Source organism: Enterococcus mundtii, assembly GCF_002813755.1.
Taxonomy (GTDB): Bacteria; Bacillota; Bacilli; order Lactobacillales; family Enterococcaceae; genus Enterococcus_B; species Enterococcus_B mundtii.
Genome location: NZ_CP018061.1, coordinates 1586221 through 1604781, shown reverse-complemented (window position 1 = coordinate 1604781; position 18561 = coordinate 1586221). Strand labels below are relative to the sequence as shown.

The 18561-nt window shown below is 35.1% G+C and carries 15 protein-coding genes; 12 read left to right on the top strand and 3 right to left on the bottom strand.

The genetic code is table 11. The features are described from left to right. Window positions 1–191 precede the first annotated feature (191 nt). The 11 genes from EM4838_RS07620 to EM4838_RS07575 all read left to right on the top strand — a co-directional run bounded on the left by EM4838_RS07620 (window position 192) and on the right by EM4838_RS07575 (window position 9863). A complete protein-coding gene (locus EM4838_RS07620) occupies window positions 192–1403 on the top strand; it encodes an aminotransferase class V-fold PLP-dependent enzyme (protein ID WP_071866278.1) in 1212 nt (403 codons plus the stop codon). Then, window positions 1393–2016 (top strand): HIT family protein, encoded by a 624-nt coding sequence (locus EM4838_RS07615; RefSeq protein ID WP_071866279.1) that lies wholly within the window; start codon window positions 1393–1395, stop codon window positions 2014–2016. The genes EM4838_RS07620 and EM4838_RS07615 overlap by 11 nt, the downstream gene beginning before the upstream one ends. Beyond that, window positions 2009–2314: a nucleoside triphosphate pyrophosphohydrolase gene (locus EM4838_RS07610; protein ID WP_081355902.1), complete on the top strand. Its 306-nt coding sequence runs from the start codon at window positions 2009–2011 to the stop codon at window positions 2312–2314. Before EM4838_RS07615 ends, EM4838_RS07610 begins: the two co-directional genes overlap by 8 nt. Continuing rightward, a complete protein-coding gene (locus tag EM4838_RS07605) occupies window positions 2289–3563 on the top strand; it encodes a glycosyltransferase family 2 protein (protein WP_071866281.1) in 1275 nt (424 codons plus the stop codon). Before EM4838_RS07610 ends, EM4838_RS07605 begins: the two co-directional genes overlap by 26 nt. A gap of 12 nt (window positions 3564–3575) precedes the next feature. Further along, window positions 3576–4724 carry a glycosyltransferase gene (locus tag EM4838_RS07600; protein ID WP_071866282.1) on the top strand — a complete coding sequence of 383 codons (1149 nt, stop codon included), beginning with the start codon at window positions 3576–3578 and terminating at the stop codon, window positions 4722–4724. Continuing rightward, entirely contained in the window at window positions 4696–5457 is a 762-nt protein-coding gene (locus EM4838_RS07595) for an HAD-IIB family hydrolase (RefSeq protein ID WP_071866283.1), read from the top strand. Before EM4838_RS07600 ends, EM4838_RS07595 begins: the two co-directional genes overlap by 29 nt. Beyond that, a complete protein-coding gene (locus EM4838_RS07590; RefSeq protein ID WP_071866284.1) occupies window positions 5450–6667 on the top strand; it encodes a PTS sugar transporter subunit IIC in 1218 nt (405 codons plus the stop codon). Before EM4838_RS07595 ends, EM4838_RS07590 begins: the two co-directional genes overlap by 8 nt. 551 nt (window positions 6668–7218) lie before the next feature. After that, on the top strand, window positions 7219–7347 hold the full coding sequence (locus EM4838_RS17060; protein ID WP_010735268.1) for a hypothetical protein: 129 nt from the start codon (window positions 7219–7221) through the stop codon (window positions 7345–7347). A gap of 1204 nt (window positions 7348–8551) precedes the next feature. Then, entirely contained in the window at window positions 8552–8995 is a 444-nt protein-coding gene (locus EM4838_RS07585; protein WP_071866285.1) for a hypothetical protein, read from the top strand. Window positions 8996–9012: 17 nt separating this feature from the next. Next, window positions 9013–9372, top strand: a complete 360-nt coding sequence (locus EM4838_RS07580; RefSeq protein ID WP_071866286.1) for a hypothetical protein — start codon at window positions 9013–9015, stop codon at window positions 9370–9372. A gap of 200 nt (window positions 9373–9572) precedes the next feature. After that, window positions 9573–9863, top strand: coding sequence for a DUF3114 domain-containing protein (locus EM4838_RS07575; RefSeq protein ID WP_071866287.1), 291 nt, complete (start codon window positions 9573–9575; stop codon window positions 9861–9863). Between the two features lie 328 nt (window positions 9864–10191). On the opposite strand, the gene EM4838_RS07570 is transcribed toward EM4838_RS07575, so the two are convergent. Continuing rightward, a complete protein-coding gene (locus tag EM4838_RS07570) occupies window positions 10192–11676 on the bottom strand; it encodes a helix-turn-helix domain-containing protein (protein ID WP_071866288.1) in 1485 nt (494 codons plus the stop codon). 189 nt (window positions 11677–11865) lie between these two features. Between EM4838_RS07570 and EM4838_RS07565 the strand changes: the two genes are divergently transcribed. Further along, on the top strand, window positions 11866–14883 hold the full coding sequence (locus EM4838_RS07565; RefSeq protein WP_071866289.1) for a bacterial Ig-like domain-containing protein: 3018 nt from the start codon (window positions 11866–11868) through the stop codon (window positions 14881–14883). A 66-nt stretch (window positions 14884–14949) separates the two neighbouring features. Here the strand turns inward: EM4838_RS07565 and EM4838_RS07560 are convergent, their stop codons facing one another. Further along, complete coding sequence (locus tag EM4838_RS07560) at window positions 14950–16737, bottom strand: ABC transporter ATP-binding protein (RefSeq protein WP_071866290.1); 1788 nt, start codon at window positions 16735–16737, stop codon at window positions 14950–14952. Then, window positions 16724–18472 (bottom strand): ABC transporter ATP-binding protein, encoded by a 1749-nt coding sequence (locus tag EM4838_RS07555; protein ID WP_071866291.1) that lies wholly within the window; start codon window positions 18470–18472, stop codon window positions 16724–16726. The genes EM4838_RS07560 and EM4838_RS07555 overlap by 14 nt, the downstream gene beginning before the upstream one ends. Window positions 18473–18561 lie beyond the last annotated feature (89 nt).

Below are 18561 nucleotides of genomic sequence, written 5' to 3'. Positions count from 1 at the left end.
TCTGGAAACATTATATCATATTCTAGATATAATATTTCTAGCGATAGATATAGTATCGAATAATACATAGAAGAGCGGGGGTTGATATAAATAAAAAAAGAACAATAGTTAAAACAAAGAGAAAAAAACAAAATTTATATTTTTAAGTTAAAAAAAAAATGATGACGAATTAAAATATTGGAGGCGATTCTATGGATTCTATTTACTTTGACAACGCATCTACATCATTTCCTAAAAGTAAAAAAGTATTGGAAAGTATTTCAGATTTTATAAAAAATACTGACGGTAGTTACAATCGTTCAGAATCAACTGAAGAAAGTGATTATATCTTTGAAACTAGGAGAAAACTAGCAGAGCTTATAGGAGTAAAGTATCCAACCCATATTATATTTACAAGTAATGCAACAGAAGCTCTGAATACCATTATTTTTGGATTCGTAAATAAAAACGCAAATATAGTTTCTACTGTCACAGAACATAATTCAGTAATACGTCCGTTAACCTATTTACAAAAGATTAGAAATATAACAGTTGATTGGGTTGAATGTGATCGCTATGGTTTAATCAATGTAGATGAACTAATTGATTTTATCGATGAAAAAACAGATCTTGTTATAGTGAACCATGGTTCAAATGTAACTGGTCAAGTACAACCAATCGCCGAGATTTGTAAACGTGTCAAACAAAAAGGAGATATTCCTATTTTGATTGACATGTCTCAGACCATAGGGCATATAGAAATTGATAATAATAACCTTGAAGCAGATTTTATCGTTTTTACTGGTCATAAAGCTTTGAAAGCGTTATCTGGTATTGGTGGGTTTTATATTAACCCCAAGCATACTAGTATTTCTCCTTTGAAAGTTGGTGGCACCGGTGTTTTATCAGAACTTCTTAGTCAGCCAAGGACTCTCCCATATTATTTTGAATCAGGAACATTGAACTATCCAAGAATTTTTTCTTTGTATTGTAGTTTATCAGAAATGTCTATAGAGACTTTAAAAAATAAAAAAGAATACATATATACTCTGACGGATTATTTAATAAATAAATTAACTGATATGCATAATATTGATATTTATAGCAATGCCAATGTATTAGGTATCGTTTCTTTTAATATTAAAGGAATGATTGCTGCACGAGTTTCTAGCTTACTTCAAAAAGAAAATATTAAGACACGCTCAGGTTTACTATGCGCACCCTTTTTACACCATCATATCCATGACAATGTATATGGTTGTGTGAGGATTAGTTTATCTGAATCAAATACAAAGGAAGAGGCAGACAAACTAATAGATATCTTGGGAGGGATTTGTAACAAGGTGGGAGAATATCAAAATATTAAGCTTCCAAGGGTTTATGAATTGCCCATTCCAGAAAGGAAGTATTTCAATGAAAAATAAAACGATTGATTTTTGTACATTTTGTTCTCAGGAAAAAGATAAAATTTATATCAAAACTGAAAATTTTACAGTCTGGTTAGCTATTGGTCAAATCGTTGAAGGTTATTCACTAATTATGCCTAATGATCATTATCATTGTATTGGTGCTCTACCAGATATTTTAAAAAAAGAATATCTTCAATTAAAACAAAAAGTACGAAATTTATTAACTAAGTATTATGGGGCGTGTATTTTTTATGAACATGGACGTGTAGGTTATTGTAATGTACAACCTGGAGAGCAATTATGCTACCATGGACACTTGCATGCGGTACCTGTTGCGATTGACTTACTAGAAAGTTTTAAAGCGGATGGATTATTTCCTATCGAGTTAGAAGATGATCGTGAATTTTTCAAGGCGTATATGGAATATGGACATTATTTATATTATGAAGATGTAACTTCAAGGAAGTTTCTTGTACCAATTACGCAACCTTTACAAAGACAGTATTTAAGGTTTATAACTGCAATAAAAATTGGAAGACCAGAATTAGCAAACTGGCAAGAATTTCCTGAGTGGAATAAATTTTACTCAGCGAAGAAAAAGTTAATTATAGGTGAAAATAATGAATAAACTAATTAGAACCAAATTAAGAGAAAAAATACTTGAAACTAATCCAAATGCTAAATTTATTGATTTAACGTCTATTGAAGTAGAAAGTGAACTTAAAAAAAAGCTATTAGAGGAAGTACAAGAATTTATTGAGGCTAAAAGTGTGTATGAAAAAAATGAAGAGATGGCAGATATTCTAGAAGTAATCGACGCATTTTATAGTTTTGACTTATTAAAGAAAGAACATGTATTGCACGCTAAAACTAAAAAGTACGAAGAACGAGGTGGGTTTAATGAAGGAATATATTGGAAACAGTAATATCCATTCCTTTGTAACTGTAGCAATGAACAAACCGAAAGAATTGAATAGATTATTGGAATATATCGAGAAGCTTATTCGCCCTGATCTTTACCAATTTGAATGGATTATTGTAACAAATGACTCAATTTCAACTAGTTCTATTCCAAATGTATCAATTTATGAACATGCACAAGGAAATATTTCTCAATTAAGAAATTATGGGGCTGATTTTGCAAAAGGAGAATTTATAACTTTTCTAGACGTGGATATGATATTTAAGCAAGATTTTTTTGAAGAAATTATTCTTAAATTGAAAAAAGTTACAAATAAAACTGTGCTTTTACATTATATATATGGGTTTAATGTAGAAGATACTCTACCTAATCGATCTATTTTTGAAAAAATATCTCCGATGAATGTTGGGCAGTTTTTAAAAACATATGAGGATGTCTGGAGTGATTATAGAAAAGATGTTTTTCAACTGTATAAAGATGATCTCTCAATGTTGAGAGCTCCATGGGTATATGGATGGAGTGGTGCTTTCACATGTAATAACTCCGAATTTATGAAAGTGAAAGGATTTGATGAATCGTTTAATGGTTGGGGAGCAGAAGATACGGATTTGTCTTATCGATTATTTCTAAATAATAACACTTTTATAATTTCTGAAAAATCTCCGGTTATTCATTTTCCGCATCCAAGTAAGTCAAAAGACATTTCTAAGGAGTATTTTAATAATAGGTGCAAACTTTTTATGAAGAATCCAGCAATAGAAAGTGAATTATATAAATACATTACTGGGATAAATTTGAATAACGTTCTCAATAAATTAGAAGTAACTGTTATTTGTTCGATGTCACCAGTTTATGCTCACCATGACTTGAGTGCTATCAAGTCAAAAATGAAAAGCAATAATTTATTCATAGGGACTGACTCACTTGGCATATTAAAACAGTTATTGCCCCAAGAAATACTAGTATGGTCCGATAGGTTTGAGCAAGTTGTGAATAAACACCTTTCGACAATCAAGACGACTAAATATTTTGGTGTTTCTACAAATTACAAGGATAACTATTTTGATTGCGTATTTCTTTTTGACGCAGGAATTTCTATATTTCCAACTTTGAAAAAAAGAATTTTTATGGAAGCATATAGAATTGGAACTGAAGTGTATCTTGTTAAAGATCCTTTGTTTTATCCATTGGAAGAATTTAAATTAGAAATGACTGAATTTCAAAATAACGAAATAATAAATATTGAAATTTGAGGAGGCCTTTGGATGGGCTTAGCATTATGTTTAATGATGAAAAACGAAGAAGAATATTTAGATGATTTTTTTCGAAACTGCTTTGCTGATGCTATTTATGTACTTGATACGGGATCAACTGATCAATCAATTCAAATTGCGCAAAAATATACAACTAATATTTATAGTAAGCCTTTTAATAATGATTTTTCAGCTATGAGAAATTATTTGCTAGAGAAGGTAGAAGAAGATTGGATATTATTCTTGGATGCAGATGAGTTACTATTGGAATCGGATTGGTACAAAATTAGACATTTTATAAAAAGTAATAGTGATGATAGCAATACTGGTGGCTATAGATTTTTAAGGTATAACTTTTTTGGAACAGGTGGGTGGTACTCTGACTCAATGGTAAAATTGTTTCGGAATCATTGTGGATTTAAATATTATAAAAAAGCCACCGAAAAAATAGAACCATCAATTAAATGTAAAGGGTTTAGTGTTGCCGATATTCCTATTACACTCAATCATTTAGGCCACCTAAGACCCTTCAAAGAACGACAAATGAAAAATGAAAAGTATATTCAAATAATGAACGAGCAAATTTTGAATAACCCAAAAGAGACACTAGCGAAATCTTATTTGGCAATCATACAAAGAAATGCAGGAAAACTAAAATTAGCAAAGAAGAATGCACAAGAAGCAGCAGAAGCTAATCCAGATAGTGAAATTGCTCAACTCTTTTTAGGATATATTTTTAGAAGTGAAAATGACATTCAACGATCAAAAAAACAATTTCAAAAAGTACTAATCATTAATCCTAAGAATACTAGGGCTCTAAATTCATTAGGAATAACAGAACTCTGTTGTGGGAATTATGAAACTGCTAGGGAATTTTTCGGGAAAGCATTTGAAATTTCACCTCTGTGTATACACATATATATAAATATAGGGCTAACCTACTTTTTTTCCGAGAACTATTTTCAAGCACTCTCATTTTTTAAGCGTGTGCTTGAGATCAATCCATATTTTGGTATCGCTACGACTCAAGGGATATTAGAAATGGACTTTTACAAGTCCCATTATTATGAAACAATTCCCAATTATTGGGGAGTGAGAACGTATATTACAATTTGTGAAAAGGAGTTAGGGAATGATGGATTCTATTTTTTTTATAAGTGACATCGATGGAACAATCTATAGAGAGAAAAAAGTAACAGAAGAGGAATTGTTCTTTTTAAGTTCTGTATCTAAAAGGCATCCAATTGTTTTGGCTACAGGAAGAAATTACGCAATGTTCCATCGTTTTATACAAGAATATAACTTTGAATATGAATATTGTATACTTAATAATGGTGCTTTAGTAATGGATAAACACGGTTCCATACTTTTAAGTTTAATTATGAAAACTAGTATGATATTACCGATAATTCAAAAAATGTTAGTAAAAAAAGAGACCATTATCAATATTACATTTAGTCATCTTCAACAGAATATTTTTTTAGAAAGAATCCATAGTAATAATTTTTTGAAAAGAACATCCAATACCCCTTTAATAACAAACTCTGTTACTTTAGAAGTCAATGGTTATAAAGAATTAAGCAGTGAAATAGATATTTTCACAAAAGCTATAGAGCGGACAGGCTTTCAGGTGAATAAAAATAAAAAATACATTGATATTTCACCACTTGGGAGTGGAAAGGCTAGTTCCGTTATTTGTTTAGGAAATTTAGTCGAAGCTGATGTCAGCAACTCAATCATTGTTGGAGATGAATTAAATGATAAAGAGATGCTTATGCTTACTGAAAAATCATATTGCATGGTTAATGGAAATAGTGAGTTATTTACTGTAGCAAATAATATTATTAGTTCACTCACAGAAATCTCCTTAAAAAAGGAAGAACAAAATGAATAAAGTATATAGTACGATTGAAAATAATTTACTTTTAAAAATATTGCGAAATAGTTTTATTTCATTGATGCCAATTACGATTATCAGTTCATTTTTTATTCTGATAGTGAATTTTCCTATCCCAACTTTTACTAAATTTATGGAAAAAAATTTCAATGTATTATGGATGACTGCCCTTCCTTCAATTCCCAATGCTTTTAATAATCTGATAGGTTTGTTTATTTTAATATCGATTGCCTATAATTATTGTAAAATAAAAAAGAAAGATTATATACTGTACATCACATCAACAATATTCGCTTATTTTATTTTTTTGCCGCTTGAATCCCCAGATCAATTGATCGATTCACTTGGATCACAAGGTATATTCTTTTCGATGCTTTGTGCTCTTATGACATGCGGTATATTAACTGTAAGTTTTAAAAAGAAAAAAAAGATAAATCTACATTCTTCTGTTCCAAGAGAAGTAGCAGAAAGCTTTGAATATTTGTTACCTTTCCTTACGACCACGGTAGTATTATTTTTTATAAAATTAGTCTTAGTAACTTTAAAAATAGACAATCCATCTAGTATGATCAATGGATTAATCCAAGTACCGATCACGAATTTAGGTAGTACTCTTCCAGCAGTTATCATAATTAATCTAGGAATTACATTGTTATGGTTTTTTGGGTTTAATGGGAGTTATCTATTCAATTCAATAATGAATCCGATTTATTTTTCATTAAATATGGAAAATCTTTTGAGTATAACCAAAGGAGAAGTTCCTAAAAATATTATTACTGGAACGTTCCAATCTTTATTTATTAATTTTGGAGGAAGCGGAAGTACCTTTGCATTAATTCTAGCAATACTATTCTTCTCAAAGAACAGTGAAAAAAAAAGTATAGCAAAAGTATCATTTATCCCAGGTTTATTTAACATAAACGAGCCAATAATTTATGGCCTTCCGATTTTACTAAACTTTAGAGTATTTTTCCCATTTATTCTTTGTCCAGTAGTCAACACAGTCATAGCTTATTTTTCTATGAGTGTAGGAATTGTAGCGAAAACAAATGGCATCCAAATTCCATGGACGACACCACCTATTATTTCTGGATTCTTAGCCTCTGGAGTTTCTGGAGCCTTTCTGCAAATGGCTTTGATTGCATTGAACATCATGATATATGCACCGTTCGTAAGGACTAAAAATAAAGGAACTTTGATTGGGTAGGCACGACAGATTTGCTGTACTCTCATTCGTTCTAAACTAAGCCTGTTTTAAAATTTCCAATTCTCTTTATTTCATGTTTGATCATAGTCTTACTGAACATCGGCGCTACTCTAGATGAAAGTTCAGTGATTTTTGGTGGTTGTATTTTTATCGTTTGCGCCGAGTGATTTTACCGTTGATCCCTGGAAATTCTGCCATTGGTGCTTTACTTGTGTTTGTCAAAGCAGTTTAAGCGTATCGCACATTGCAACGATCGGCCAAAGCATTGGCTTCTCTATTTGTTACGGCGATTCACCATCATGTAACGATTGCACCAATCAACGTCAACACAGCAGCAAGTTAGTGATCTTCATCTGCTTTTTGTATTAGGTTTTTATAATGAGAAAAGCTATGTGATCTTAACCTGTGATGAACATACAAACATCGTACGTTTTTATGATGAAAAGCATAAAGAAATCAATAAGTATGAATTTTTTAAGTAAAAATGTGGTACAATAGCGAAGTGTTTATCACAGTAGCGAAAAAGTGAATAGAGTAAAAGAGGGAAACAGATGAATTCAAAAGAGAAAATGCTTGAAATAATCAAAAAGAAACAAGGTGGCGGTCGAGTTGAAAAGATGGCTACGCCAAAGAATGATCGTAGTAACATGAGAAAAGGACCTAAAATCTATAATAAATAATGAACGACTGGTATATATCAGCTGAATTATTTGTTGTTATAAACTAACACTAGTGAGTAATCACTGGTGTTTTTTTGTCTAAAAACGAAGAAATAGGTCTCTAGTAAAATAAACCTCCAAACAAATATAAAGAATTATTGGGAAAAAAATCAGAAAAAAACCTGTTTGATAAAAATACATAAGCTATTTTTATTTTTATAAAATCACATTAAAGAGAATGTTAGAAAACGATAGTTATTGTTATTTTATATCGTGTTTGTTTTTAGAATATAATAATGATTAAATAAAAAATACATTAAATAGCTTTTTTAATAATGATTTTATGCATATTTCTCATGATTTTTTATAAAAAATTCATTTTGGAGAAAAAAGTGTGTTTGGAAATTGGTTATTTAATGTTAAGGTATTTAGGAAGATAGCTACGAGTAAATATAACGGAATCCTTTTTTGTTTACGATTGAGTCTCTCTTTTTTCAATAAATTATTTGATGATAATGAATTAGGAGGAGAAAAAATGGAAGAATATTTCTCAATAATTCCTGAATAATTAAATGAGAAATCAGGCTGTATAAAAAGCCAAGTTGAAGAAAGGCTCTAAAAAAATAAATCGAATGAACTAGATACACAATCTGCTGGAAACGACAAAAGAAATTATTTTAAAAAATTGTATGACTTTATTTAATCTTTTAAATGTCATGTTGTTCATTACAGTTATATCGATCGGATCTTTTAGAAATAGTTTTTTAAGGTCTCGATTTTAGTCAATAAATCTATGGGGATTTACCAAGAAATCAAAGTAAAAAGGACGATAGAAAGACTTAGTGTTTTAAAGCAAGATCATGTGCCTGTTTTGCGAGAAGGGAAAAAGCAACGATAAAAAATTGAAAAGTCCAACTGTTTCGATTCTTATGAAAAAGAGGGCTTAGCAACATTAGAAATCCTTCCTAATATCAGAATGTTTGATGAGCAAGGCGCTGAACGGAGATTGAATTTACCGTTGTTTGAGAAAAACATAGTTTGCATCCTGGAGTATACGTAAAAGCGGAGGCAAGTAACGTGGTGATCGTAGATCCAAAAGATGTACCTCCAGAAGTGAAAAGGAACTTGCTGAATGATTAAAAAATGAAAGGTGGTGATGCGTATGGAGTGATGGAGACCTTTATCGGTAGATCCAATTAAACCTTTAGTAAAGGGGCAAGAAAAATTGAGAAAAATATGTCTATTGATCAGTAGTGCATTGATGGTTCTGTTTGTTGGTTACCACGAGATAAATGAGCAAAATTTGCCTGTTTTAACTGATAAAAGCGCTGATTTTTCAGGGATCATTGATGCCGCAGACCTGCCTTCTTTAAAGTATTGGAGGGATGAAGTCATTCAAGGTAAGGGAATGAGAGATCTTGAACTCAAATTGAAGTTACAAGATATCAAGAAAATCAAGGATTGTACTTTCATGAGACAAATGACAGAAAGTGATGTGATCATCAATGTGGATGGTGATAGATGGTTGCATGATACGATCAGTAATAGTCGTAAAGTTTATGTCTATTTAACGAAAGAACAGAGATTTGTAGGAAGTGGCCGGATCAAAGAGTTACCAATCGAATCCATTCAAGCGATACGATTCGGACATGAAAAAAATTCAGATTAAAAGGAACGGTGAAAAAAATGGGAAATTCAATTCAAAAATTAGCAGGAATCTCTGCAATGCTATTTAGTGTAGTTTTACTCGTAGGAAGATTATTTCAAGTCATCAGTGATGGACAAACGAATAGTACGATATCGATTCTCTTGAATGGTATGAATTTCATTGTACTATTTATGGTGATTTATGCTTGGCACAAAATAAAACAACAAAAAAAATCGGCGACACCACATTTTATCACGCTCATTGGTTTAGGTATTGCTCAATCTGTGATCATCATTAATCAAGTCAATATCGTAACAAATTATGCTGGGATCTTCTTATTATTAGTTGGTGGTTTTTTAGTATACAGTAGTGGTATTGTTTATTTAGTGAAACGATGAAAAAGAACAGAATATCAAAAAAACAATGCAACAACTAAGTAATTGATCTGGCGGAAAAATACGAGAGTTGTCGCATTGCTAATTATTAAGTATAGATAGATAACAAACATGAGTCAAGAATGTTCATTGAAACAATTCATTCTTGACTCATGGTATGTTCAAAGGATGAAATCGACAGATGAAAAATAGGGGCGGATGGTATGAAATCACTATTCCTGATGCCATTTAATTTGAGAAAAGAATTACTTGATGGAGAATCGTTTAATTATGCCAGCAAAAATGATCGATTACATAAACTTTTAGATAGTTCGCCCTCAAAAAAACTTGATCATCAGGTTCGTCAACAAGCAAAAAAAGCTTGGATCAGCGTGAGTATCACAAAATACTTCAATCGGCACCCAAATGTTTCGCCAATGATTCTTGGATTGTTACTCTTTTTGGCGTTGCATTTTTTGTTCTTTTTTATCATAGACAAAGAAAAAGAACAATGAACAAAAAAGTCAGATGAAAGGAGAGAACCTTCTATGCAGACGAGAACAGATAAACAGATCGATGTCTTTGTTTTAGTGCTTGTGGTTACCATTTTAAGCGTTTATCTTATACGGAACCACAGGGATGATTTATTTCAAGTGTTTCGCTGTCTTAAACTATTTTGAAAGAATGTCGCACTACGTTTTTGTTCGATTCATTTCCTTCCTTGGTTGGAATTTATGGTCTAACAGCTCCATTTGTGAATAGTCACAAGTCTTAGACCTAGGGAGAAATTTTAGACGTTTCTCCCTAAGTCTACAGCAAAAATCGAATGGCTCCTTGAAACTATCAATGACTTGAAGCACGTTCAATCAAATGTAGTTTTAAGTCTGTCCACTCCTCATGCGTCGGGATTTGGGCAATTTGAATCACTTCACAGGCCATTTTCTCCGTAAGATCATAGTTACTGATGATGAGACAAGCTCCTAACTCGTCGATCTTTGTTTGTGTAATCGGTTGATCGAAAAGAAAAAGAGGGTGATACGTTTCAGGTAGCCATTTTTGGATCATAGCCATTAAAAAATTATCATAGCCAGCATCTCCATGAAAAGTAAAGACGATCATTTGCTTTTTCCTTCTTTGGATTTGCTGATAGGAGGATTGGATCATACTCAAAGATAGTGCAACTTCTTTTATGCAGGTCATTGGTATGATCTCTTGCCATTTTAGTTGCTGCAATCGGTCTTGCCAGGAGTGATAGAGTGCTTCAAAGTATGGATCGACTAAATGATCAATCGACAGCGGGTGATTCTCAAAACCATCAGTGATTTTATTAAGTAAGCGAAGATTAGCTAAATAAGCACTCATTTGCTCAATACCTTCCTTTGTTGTACCGTCAATAAGCACTTCGTCGAGTAGAAATTGCTTGATCCATTTTTTGGCTGGTGCTTCTTCTTGATAATGGGTCGCTTTATGCGATATTGTCTCTTGATAGTTAGATGAGCTATAGGAAATACAGTGTAAAGCAATCAAATAAGCCCAAACTAGTTCATTTATAGACAGCTGTTGGATACCAAGAATCTCTCTCAGAAAAGGAGTGATTTTTTTTGAGAACCTTTTGAAGCTTTTTCTAGACTGGATCATACTCAATGTTTCTGAGGGGATTTCACCTTGTTTACGACGCAACCATCTTTCTTTTAAGATGGACAACCATAGCGTAGCACGAAAATTACTAATATGTAAATGAGACTGAAATACTTGCTCTAGTTCAGCGAACATGACTTTGTATGTCTCTTGAGAGGATAAATAAGTATGATCTGTAATGATCGTTCGTCGAAAACTCGTATAAAAGTAAAAAAAGAAAAAACGAATCTCGTTTTCTTTTCCAATAAGATCACCATTTTTGGGAGAGAGTTGGATTCGGTAGTTTTTTAGTTCATGGTTCATGTGTTGAATGATTTTGCGTAAAGCTGAACTAGATAAATGATATTCCAAGCGCATGGCTTCGAAGGATTGCTGATTTCCCCGAAGGCTACGGTCAATGATCTTATAAGTAATCGTTTCTCTAACAAGAGACAAAAGATATGTATCCAGTGTTTCCCCATTGGGTATTTTTAAACGGTAGCCAATCATTTTGATTGATTGCAATTGAATCGATGGTGGTAATTTGGTACGTAATGCCTGAATATCTGAACGTAGAGTGGGTGGTGTGCAGCCTATTTCTTGAACTAATTCAGTGATCGAAGTGATGTCATTTCGTTTTCTCAAATAAGTAAGAATCTTGATTTGACGATGTAATTGTTTATTTTCATGTAGTTTGAAAAAAGGTTCCATTAATTGCTCCTTTCGTTTGGTGAACGCTGATTCGATTGTTTTATTTTATCTCGCTTATTTTGCAAATACAAATCTATTTTTAAATATTTTTTTCGAAAAAAAAAAATAAAAAATTTTCTTTCACGGATTACGGTAAAATTTAGTTGGATGTTTTTTTATCTTTCTATAATTTGAGGAGTTGAATAAACAATGGACCACAGAAAAATAGTAAAAGTGACAGCTTCAATGTTATTACTCATGAACGCATCCCAACAGAGTATCATGACGTTTGCTGATCACTTAGACAGTGGACAAATGACAGAAGAGCTAGTCAGTTCGACCATCGAAGAACCAACAGAGAACAGCGTGATGGAAACAGCAGAAAACGAAGCGATGGATGAGCAGCAAATAAGCGAAACACCAGAATCCTCAGCGACTGTTCCATCTGAAGTGCCGACACAACCCACCACAGAAACAACGCCAGATGTAAATGCTGAGGTAGAGCAATCGACTGTCGATTCGACAGTTCCCACCACTGTGGAACAAGAAGTGACGGATGTTTCTAGTGCCCCAGTTATTCCAGATCCAAATGCCAAGACGGAATGTTTTGAGATAGAGGTGACAGAAGAGCAATTGGCATCTGGTGTGTTCGGTAGCAGTCCTTGGCGGATCGACCAAGAAGGTGTTTTGTACATAGATGCAGGAACATTAGGAGAAACAACTTTGGCGGCTCGTGCGCCGTGGTTTCCTCACCGTTCACTCATCAAAAAAGTGGTTCTTACTGGACCAGTGGTAGCGAATGCTGAATCACTAGGATTGTTTTTTGATCTGAATCAGCTAACGACGATCGAGAATTTAACCAATCTAGATACAAGTCAAGTCACGAATATGGATTATTTCTTTGCTTGGTGCCAGCAACTGACCTCATTGGATCTTACAACTTTTGATACCCAAAATGTTCGTTCGATGAACCACATGTTCAATGGGGTATCTTCTGTCAGTACGCTCGATCTAACCAACTTCAATACTGCGAACGTCACTGAAATGAGTCATATATTTTATGGGATGAGTGGATTGACTTCATTAGATTTGTCCAGTTTTAACACGACGAACGTGTCGAACATGAGCTACATGTTTTATGATTGCTCTGCCTTGACGACACTGGATGTAACTGGTTTTCAAACAGCCAACGTGACAAATTTCAGTCATATGTTCCGCGGTTGTTCCGGATTGGCTCAACTGGATCTTTCTAGTTTTGTAACGAGTCAAGCAACAGAAATGTCCTTCATGTTCCATGGCTGTTCGGGATTACAAGCGTTAGATGTGACACATTTTGATACGAGCAACGTTATGTACATGCATTATATGTTCCATGGCTGTTCCGGTTTGACAGAACTTGATGTTAGCCGCTTTGATACGACAAACGTGACTTCTATGTACTATATGTTCTTCGGCTGTTCCGGTCTGACAGCGTTAGATGTTACGAACTTTTCAACAACTAACGTGACAACAATGAGTTTTATGTTTGCAGAATGTCTCAATTTAGAAGCAATCGATGTCAGTGGTTTTGATACGGAGAATCTTCGATTTATGCGAGGAATGTTTAGAAACTGCCAAAAGATCACTGAATTGGATCTATCACATTTTAAAACTGGCAAGGTGCAATTGCAGCAAGAGATGTTTGCTGGTACAACCTCCTTATCGAAAATCTCTTTAGGTGTCCAGTTTTATTCTTTAAATGATACCAATATTCCAGAGTTGCTCGCTACAGAAGAGCATACGGGGTATTGGCAAAACGTGGGATCTGGCACAGACGATGTCCCACTCGGTGAATATGTATTAAGCTCCTTTTCACTGATGTCAACTTATGAAAATAGTATGGCGGATACTTATGTGTGGCAACCAACCGCTAGTGAGTCGATCCGCGCAATTGATTCAACGATTTATGTTGGTGATAGTTGGGAACCAATCGACAATTTTGTTTTAGCGACCGATCCAAATGGAGAATCAATTCCTTTTGACGAAAGTATGGTCACTGGTACAGTGGATACGACGACAGCAGGAGTCTATCCAGTGACTTATACCAATGGATCTGCAAGTCAACAGATCAATGTGACTGTCGAAGAAAGTCAAGAAACCCTTAAAGTCACAGATTCGACGATCATTGTAGGGGATGCTTGGACACCAAGTGATAATTTTGTTTCTGCTACTGATAAAACGGGAGAAACTGTTGCCTTTGATGAAAATATGGCCAGCGGCTCAGTCGATACGACACAAGTAGGCGAATACAAAATCACCTATACGTATGGTTCAATCAGTCGTGAAATCACAGTGACCGTCATTGCTAGTCAAGAAGCGATCAAGGCAATCAATTCAAGGATTCATACAGGTGATGTTTGGCATCCAAGCGATAATTTTATCTCAGCAACCAATAGAGCAGGTGACACTTTGCCATTTGATGAAAGTATGGTGTCAGGCACCGTTGACACCGGACGAACAGGAAACTTCATCATTACTTATACGAATGGAGAAGCCTCTCAAAAAATCACAGTGACCGTGGTTGAAAATAGAGAAACGATCCAAGCAAAAAATGGCAGCATTTATGTCGGTGATAAGTGGGCGCCAAGTGATCAATTTGTATCTGCTACAAACAAAGATGGGGAAATGATCGTTTTTGATGAAAGCATGGTCAGTGGTACGGTAGATACAACTAAAGCTGGCGATTATCCGTTGACTTATACCAACGGTCGAGCAACAGAAGAAGTCATGGTAGTCGTAAAAGAAAACGGAGAAACGATTGTGACAAAGGATCTCCAATTATATATCGGTGATACGTGGAACCCAAGCGATGGCTTCGTATCGGCAACAAATCGCGAAGGGTTCACTCTTGCATTTGACCAGAATATGGTGTCAGGTGATGTTGATACCAACAAAGAAGGAACCTACACGATCACTTATACGAATGGTTCCGTTTCAGAAACAAGTCAAGTGACAGTGAGTAAACGAGGGATTACGGGAGGAAATGCCAACACAGGCGGAGGGAATACTCAGCAAAAGAAAACAGCCAACACCCCTGCGACCCAAAAAAGACAAGTCCAAGGAAATACAGCAAAAAACTTACCAAAAACGGGTGAGATCCAATCTAGTGCAGCAGTTCTTGGTTTAGCCCTCGTAGGTGGAGCGATAGGAACTTATATCTACAATAAAAAGAAAAATCGTAACGATTGATTCTATAAAATCAAAAAGCCAACTTAGTTTCGGAATGAACCTAGACTAAGTTGGCTTTTTTGTGGCTCAACTATTTTGAAATTGGCTGTTGTATAAGCTTGCGTAAAGTGTTGGTTGTTGTAATAGTTCTGTATGTGTTCCTGTTTCAATGATATCTCCGTTTTGCATCACTACGATCATATCCGCATGTTCAATCGTAGAAAGGCGGTGGGCAATCACGAAACTTGTCCGGTTCTTAGTCAAAGCATTCATTGCTTCTTGGATCAACGCTTCCGTACGTGTGTCGACACTCGACGTTGCTTCATCTAAAATGACGACTGCAGGATTAGCTAAAATGACTCGTGCAATCGTTAAGAGCTGTTGTTGCCCTTGAGATATCGCCCCATTTTCGCTCGAGATAATGGTGTCATAACCTTGTGGCAATGTGCGGATAAAATGATCACATTGAGCAATTTTTGCTGCTTGAATGACTTCATCTCTGGTTGCCTCTTTTTTGCCGTAAGCAATATTTTCTGCAACAGTACCTTCGAATAACCAAGTATTTTGTAGTACCATGCCAAATAGATTCCGCAATTCATGGCGCGGCAAATCGGTGATGTCATGACCGTCGAATAAAATCTGACCGTCATTGATCTCATAAAAACGCATCAAAAGATTGACAAGTGTGGTTTTTCCGGCGCCAGTTGGCCCAACGATGGCAACAGTTTGTTGTGGCTTGACCGAGAAGTTAACATCTTTCATCAACGGTTTTTCTGGTGTATAACCAAAGCGCACATGTTTAAATTCAATAGCTCCTTGTGGTGTGATGATTGGATTTTCTACTACCTGATCAATGGCTTCTTCTGGCTCATCCATGATTTCAAAGATTCGTTCGATGGAAGCCATTGCTGATTGCACCGAGTTGATGACATAAGAAGCGGTAGAGAGTGGTTCCGAGATTTGGTTGATGTACTGCAAATAGGCTTGCAAGAAACCAATCGTAATACCACCAGATAAAACAGATATTGCGCCAATGATCCCACTAGCGATAAACGCTAATTGATTGATCAAACGAATCGCTGGATAGATCGCAAAATTCATGAATTGCGCTTTTTTGAAAGCTTGCGATTGTTTTTCATTTACTTTATCGACTTCTTCAATCGCTAATGCTTGTTGGTTGAAAGCTTTGATCACCAAATTACCAGTTAAATATTCTTCCGCTTTATTGTTCAAATCTCCCAGTTCTTCTTGGTTATTGTCAGAAATTTTTTTATTTTTGTTTGCAAATTTTGTTGTGACAACTGTGCTAATCGTAATCAAAACAAGAACAAGTAAAGTCAATTTTATATCGATGTAAAACAACATGATACCAGCTAAAAGAATCGTTACAAGAGAGGTGAAAAATTGATTGATACCTGTTAGTAAAACTTGTGATAGTTGATTTAAACCAGTAGTTGTACGACTAATGATGTCGCCGACTTGATGGCGGTCATAAAAAGCCATCGGTAGAGCTTTGAATTTTTTCGTGACTTCTTTTCGGACACGCAATGTTACTCGTTCACTCAATGAAGCCATTGCTCGTTCTTGGATAAAAGAAGTGACGCTACTCAGTAAAGAAAAGAGTATCAGCAGTATAACGGGTAAAAGCAATGTTTCTTTCACATCAGCCGCAGTCATTTGGGGCAAGCCAACAGCTTGGATACGTGCAAGTAGTTGGTCGATTCCGATACCCATGATCAAAGGCATTGCAACGACTAATGTATTCCCGATCAAGCTACAAAGTAATGAACCATAGAAGATTTTATGTTCGGGTTGGATCATTTTCCAGAAGCGTTTCAAACTTTGTTTTTTTATCGTTGTTTTAGTCATTTCCATCGACTCCCTCCTTCAACAAACCTTGTGATTTCGCAAATTCCTGATACGAGTGATTGGTTTTCAATAACGCTTCATGCGTGCCTTGTCCGACGATCCGTCCTTCATCCAAAACAATAATATTATCAGCGTTCACGATGGTACTTAAACGTTGTGCCACGATGATCAATGTTTTATCTGCCATTTCTCGATGCAACGCACGTCGTAATTTGGCATCTGTCCGATAGTCCAATGCAGAGAAACTATCGTCAAAGACATAGATTTCAGCAGGTTTGACTAACGCCCTAGCGATACATATCCTTTGTTTTTGTCCGCCAGAATAATTATCTCCCCCTTGAGCAACAAAGCTGTCCAATCGATCTGGTAGATTTTCTAAGACTTCATTCAATTGTGCGACGCGAACTGCTTTGGTTAATTCTTCATCTGTCGCATGTTCCTTACCCATCAGTAGATTACTTCGAATCGTTCCACTAAATAAAAAAGCTTTTTGGGGAACATAACTAATATAGCTTCGCAGTGTTTCTTGGTTCATTTCTTTGATTGGAGTGCCTGCGAAAGTGATTTGGCCACTTGAAACATCATTTAAACGTAGCAATAATTTTGCAATGGTACTTTTTCCTGAACCTGTTCCACCAACAATCGCTGTGGTTTTACCTTTTGGGACGGAAAAATCAATGTTTTCCAACACAGGATCAGCGGTTTCGTTATAACGAAACGTGACATTCTCAAAGGATAAGAAAGTATCATCGACTGAATCGAAGGATAAAGTTTCTGGTTGGTCGGGATCTTTAATTTCGATTTCAGCGTGTAATACTTCCTCAATCCGTTTAAGACAAGAAATTGATTTTGGCACGATAACAAGAACCATTGCGGCAATCATCAAATAGGCAAGTGTCAACATCGAATATTCTACAATGGCAGTCACTGTGCCGATTTGTAAGCTACCATTAGCCACCAAACCGCCACCAAACCACAAAATAGAGGCATAAACGATGCCCATCAATAAAAAGGCAATGGGTGTGACCCAAGCAAAGATCCGATTGACACGAATCATTTGTTGCGCGTAATTTTCAAAGGTCTTATTTGTTCTTTTTTCTTCGTAGTCTTGATTATTAAAGGCACGGATCATATTGACACCTGTAAAGAATTCACGTAGCGTTGTCGTGACACGGTCCATCTTCGGTTGGATACTCAAAGATAAAGGCGTTCCTTTTTTCATCAAATAATACGTGACTAGAGCATAGACGAAGATCGAGCCTAAAGTGATCACTGTTAACTTGACGGAATGCTCCAACATCATCAGAATCGTAAATAGCGAAATGATCGGTGCTGGGATGATCATCTGGCAGAACATGACGATCATTTGTTGGACGTTATCTACGTCATTGGTCATTCTAGTCAAAAGAGAACCGGTGTTAAATCGATCAACATCTTTCATTGATAATTGTTGGAATTTTTGAAAAAAGCTTGCTCGTGTCTGATAACCAAATCGAGTGGCTAACAAAGCAGAATAGTAGCTTGAGGCAACTGCGGCAAAAGATCCTAATAAGGCAACGATCAACATTTGAATTCCGATTTGTTGGATTTGTTTCACTTCGCCACTTGCAATCCCTGTATCTATGAGATCAGCTACTAACTTTGGCACACCAAGGGTTCCTAGAAGTTGTAAACAGATAAATAAAAGAGTAAGTAATGCAATTCCTTTATTGTTTTTTATAGATTTTTTTAATAATGTCATTGTGTTTCCTCCTTTTCCCGACAAATACGCATTCTACACCTTAAAGTTACTTGAAGGTCAAGAAAAAAAAGCATAAACTATCATTGAGG

What these genes read in the sequence shown, in the direction of transcription:
- EM4838_RS07620 (WP_071866278.1), top strand. Translation starts at nt 192, where the DNA reads ATGGATTCTATTTACTTTGACAACGCATCTACATCATTTCCTAAAAGT.
- EM4838_RS07615 (WP_071866279.1), top strand. Translation starts at nt 1,393, where the DNA reads ATGAAAAATAAAACGATTGATTTTTGTACATTTTGTTCTCAGGAAAAA.
- EM4838_RS07610 (WP_081355902.1), top strand. Translation starts at nt 2,009, where the DNA reads ATGAATAAACTAATTAGAACCAAATTAAGAGAAAAAATACTTGAAACT.
- EM4838_RS07605 (WP_071866281.1), top strand. Translation starts at nt 2,289, where the DNA reads ATGAAGGAATATATTGGAAACAGTAATATCCATTCCTTTGTAACTGTA.
- EM4838_RS07600 (WP_071866282.1), top strand. Translation starts at nt 3,576, where the DNA reads ATGGGCTTAGCATTATGTTTAATGATGAAAAACGAAGAAGAATATTTA.
- EM4838_RS07595 (WP_071866283.1), top strand. Translation starts at nt 4,696, where the DNA reads ATGATGGATTCTATTTTTTTTATAAGTGACATCGATGGAACAATCTAT.
- EM4838_RS07590 (WP_071866284.1), top strand. Translation starts at nt 5,450, where the DNA reads ATGAATAAAGTATATAGTACGATTGAAAATAATTTACTTTTAAAAATA.
- EM4838_RS17060 (WP_010735268.1), top strand. Translation starts at nt 7,219, where the DNA reads ATGAATTCAAAAGAGAAAATGCTTGAAATAATCAAAAAGAAACAAGGT.
- EM4838_RS07580 (WP_071866286.1), top strand. Translation starts at nt 9,013, where the DNA reads ATGGGAAATTCAATTCAAAAATTAGCAGGAATCTCTGCAATGCTATTT.
- EM4838_RS07575 (WP_071866287.1), top strand. Translation starts at nt 9,573, where the DNA reads ATGAAATCACTATTCCTGATGCCATTTAATTTGAGAAAAGAATTACTT.
- EM4838_RS07570 (WP_071866288.1), bottom strand. Translation starts at nt 11,676, where the DNA reads ATGGAACCTTTTTTCAAACTACATGAAAATAAACAATTACATCGTCAA.
- EM4838_RS07565 (WP_071866289.1), top strand. Translation starts at nt 11,866, where the DNA reads ATGGACCACAGAAAAATAGTAAAAGTGACAGCTTCAATGTTATTACTC.
- EM4838_RS07560 (WP_071866290.1), bottom strand. Translation starts at nt 16,737, where the DNA reads ATGGAAATGACTAAAACAACGATAAAAAAACAAAGTTTGAAACGCTTC.
- EM4838_RS07555 (WP_071866291.1), bottom strand. Translation starts at nt 18,472, where the DNA reads ATGACATTATTAAAAAAATCTATAAAAAACAATAAAGGAATTGCATTA.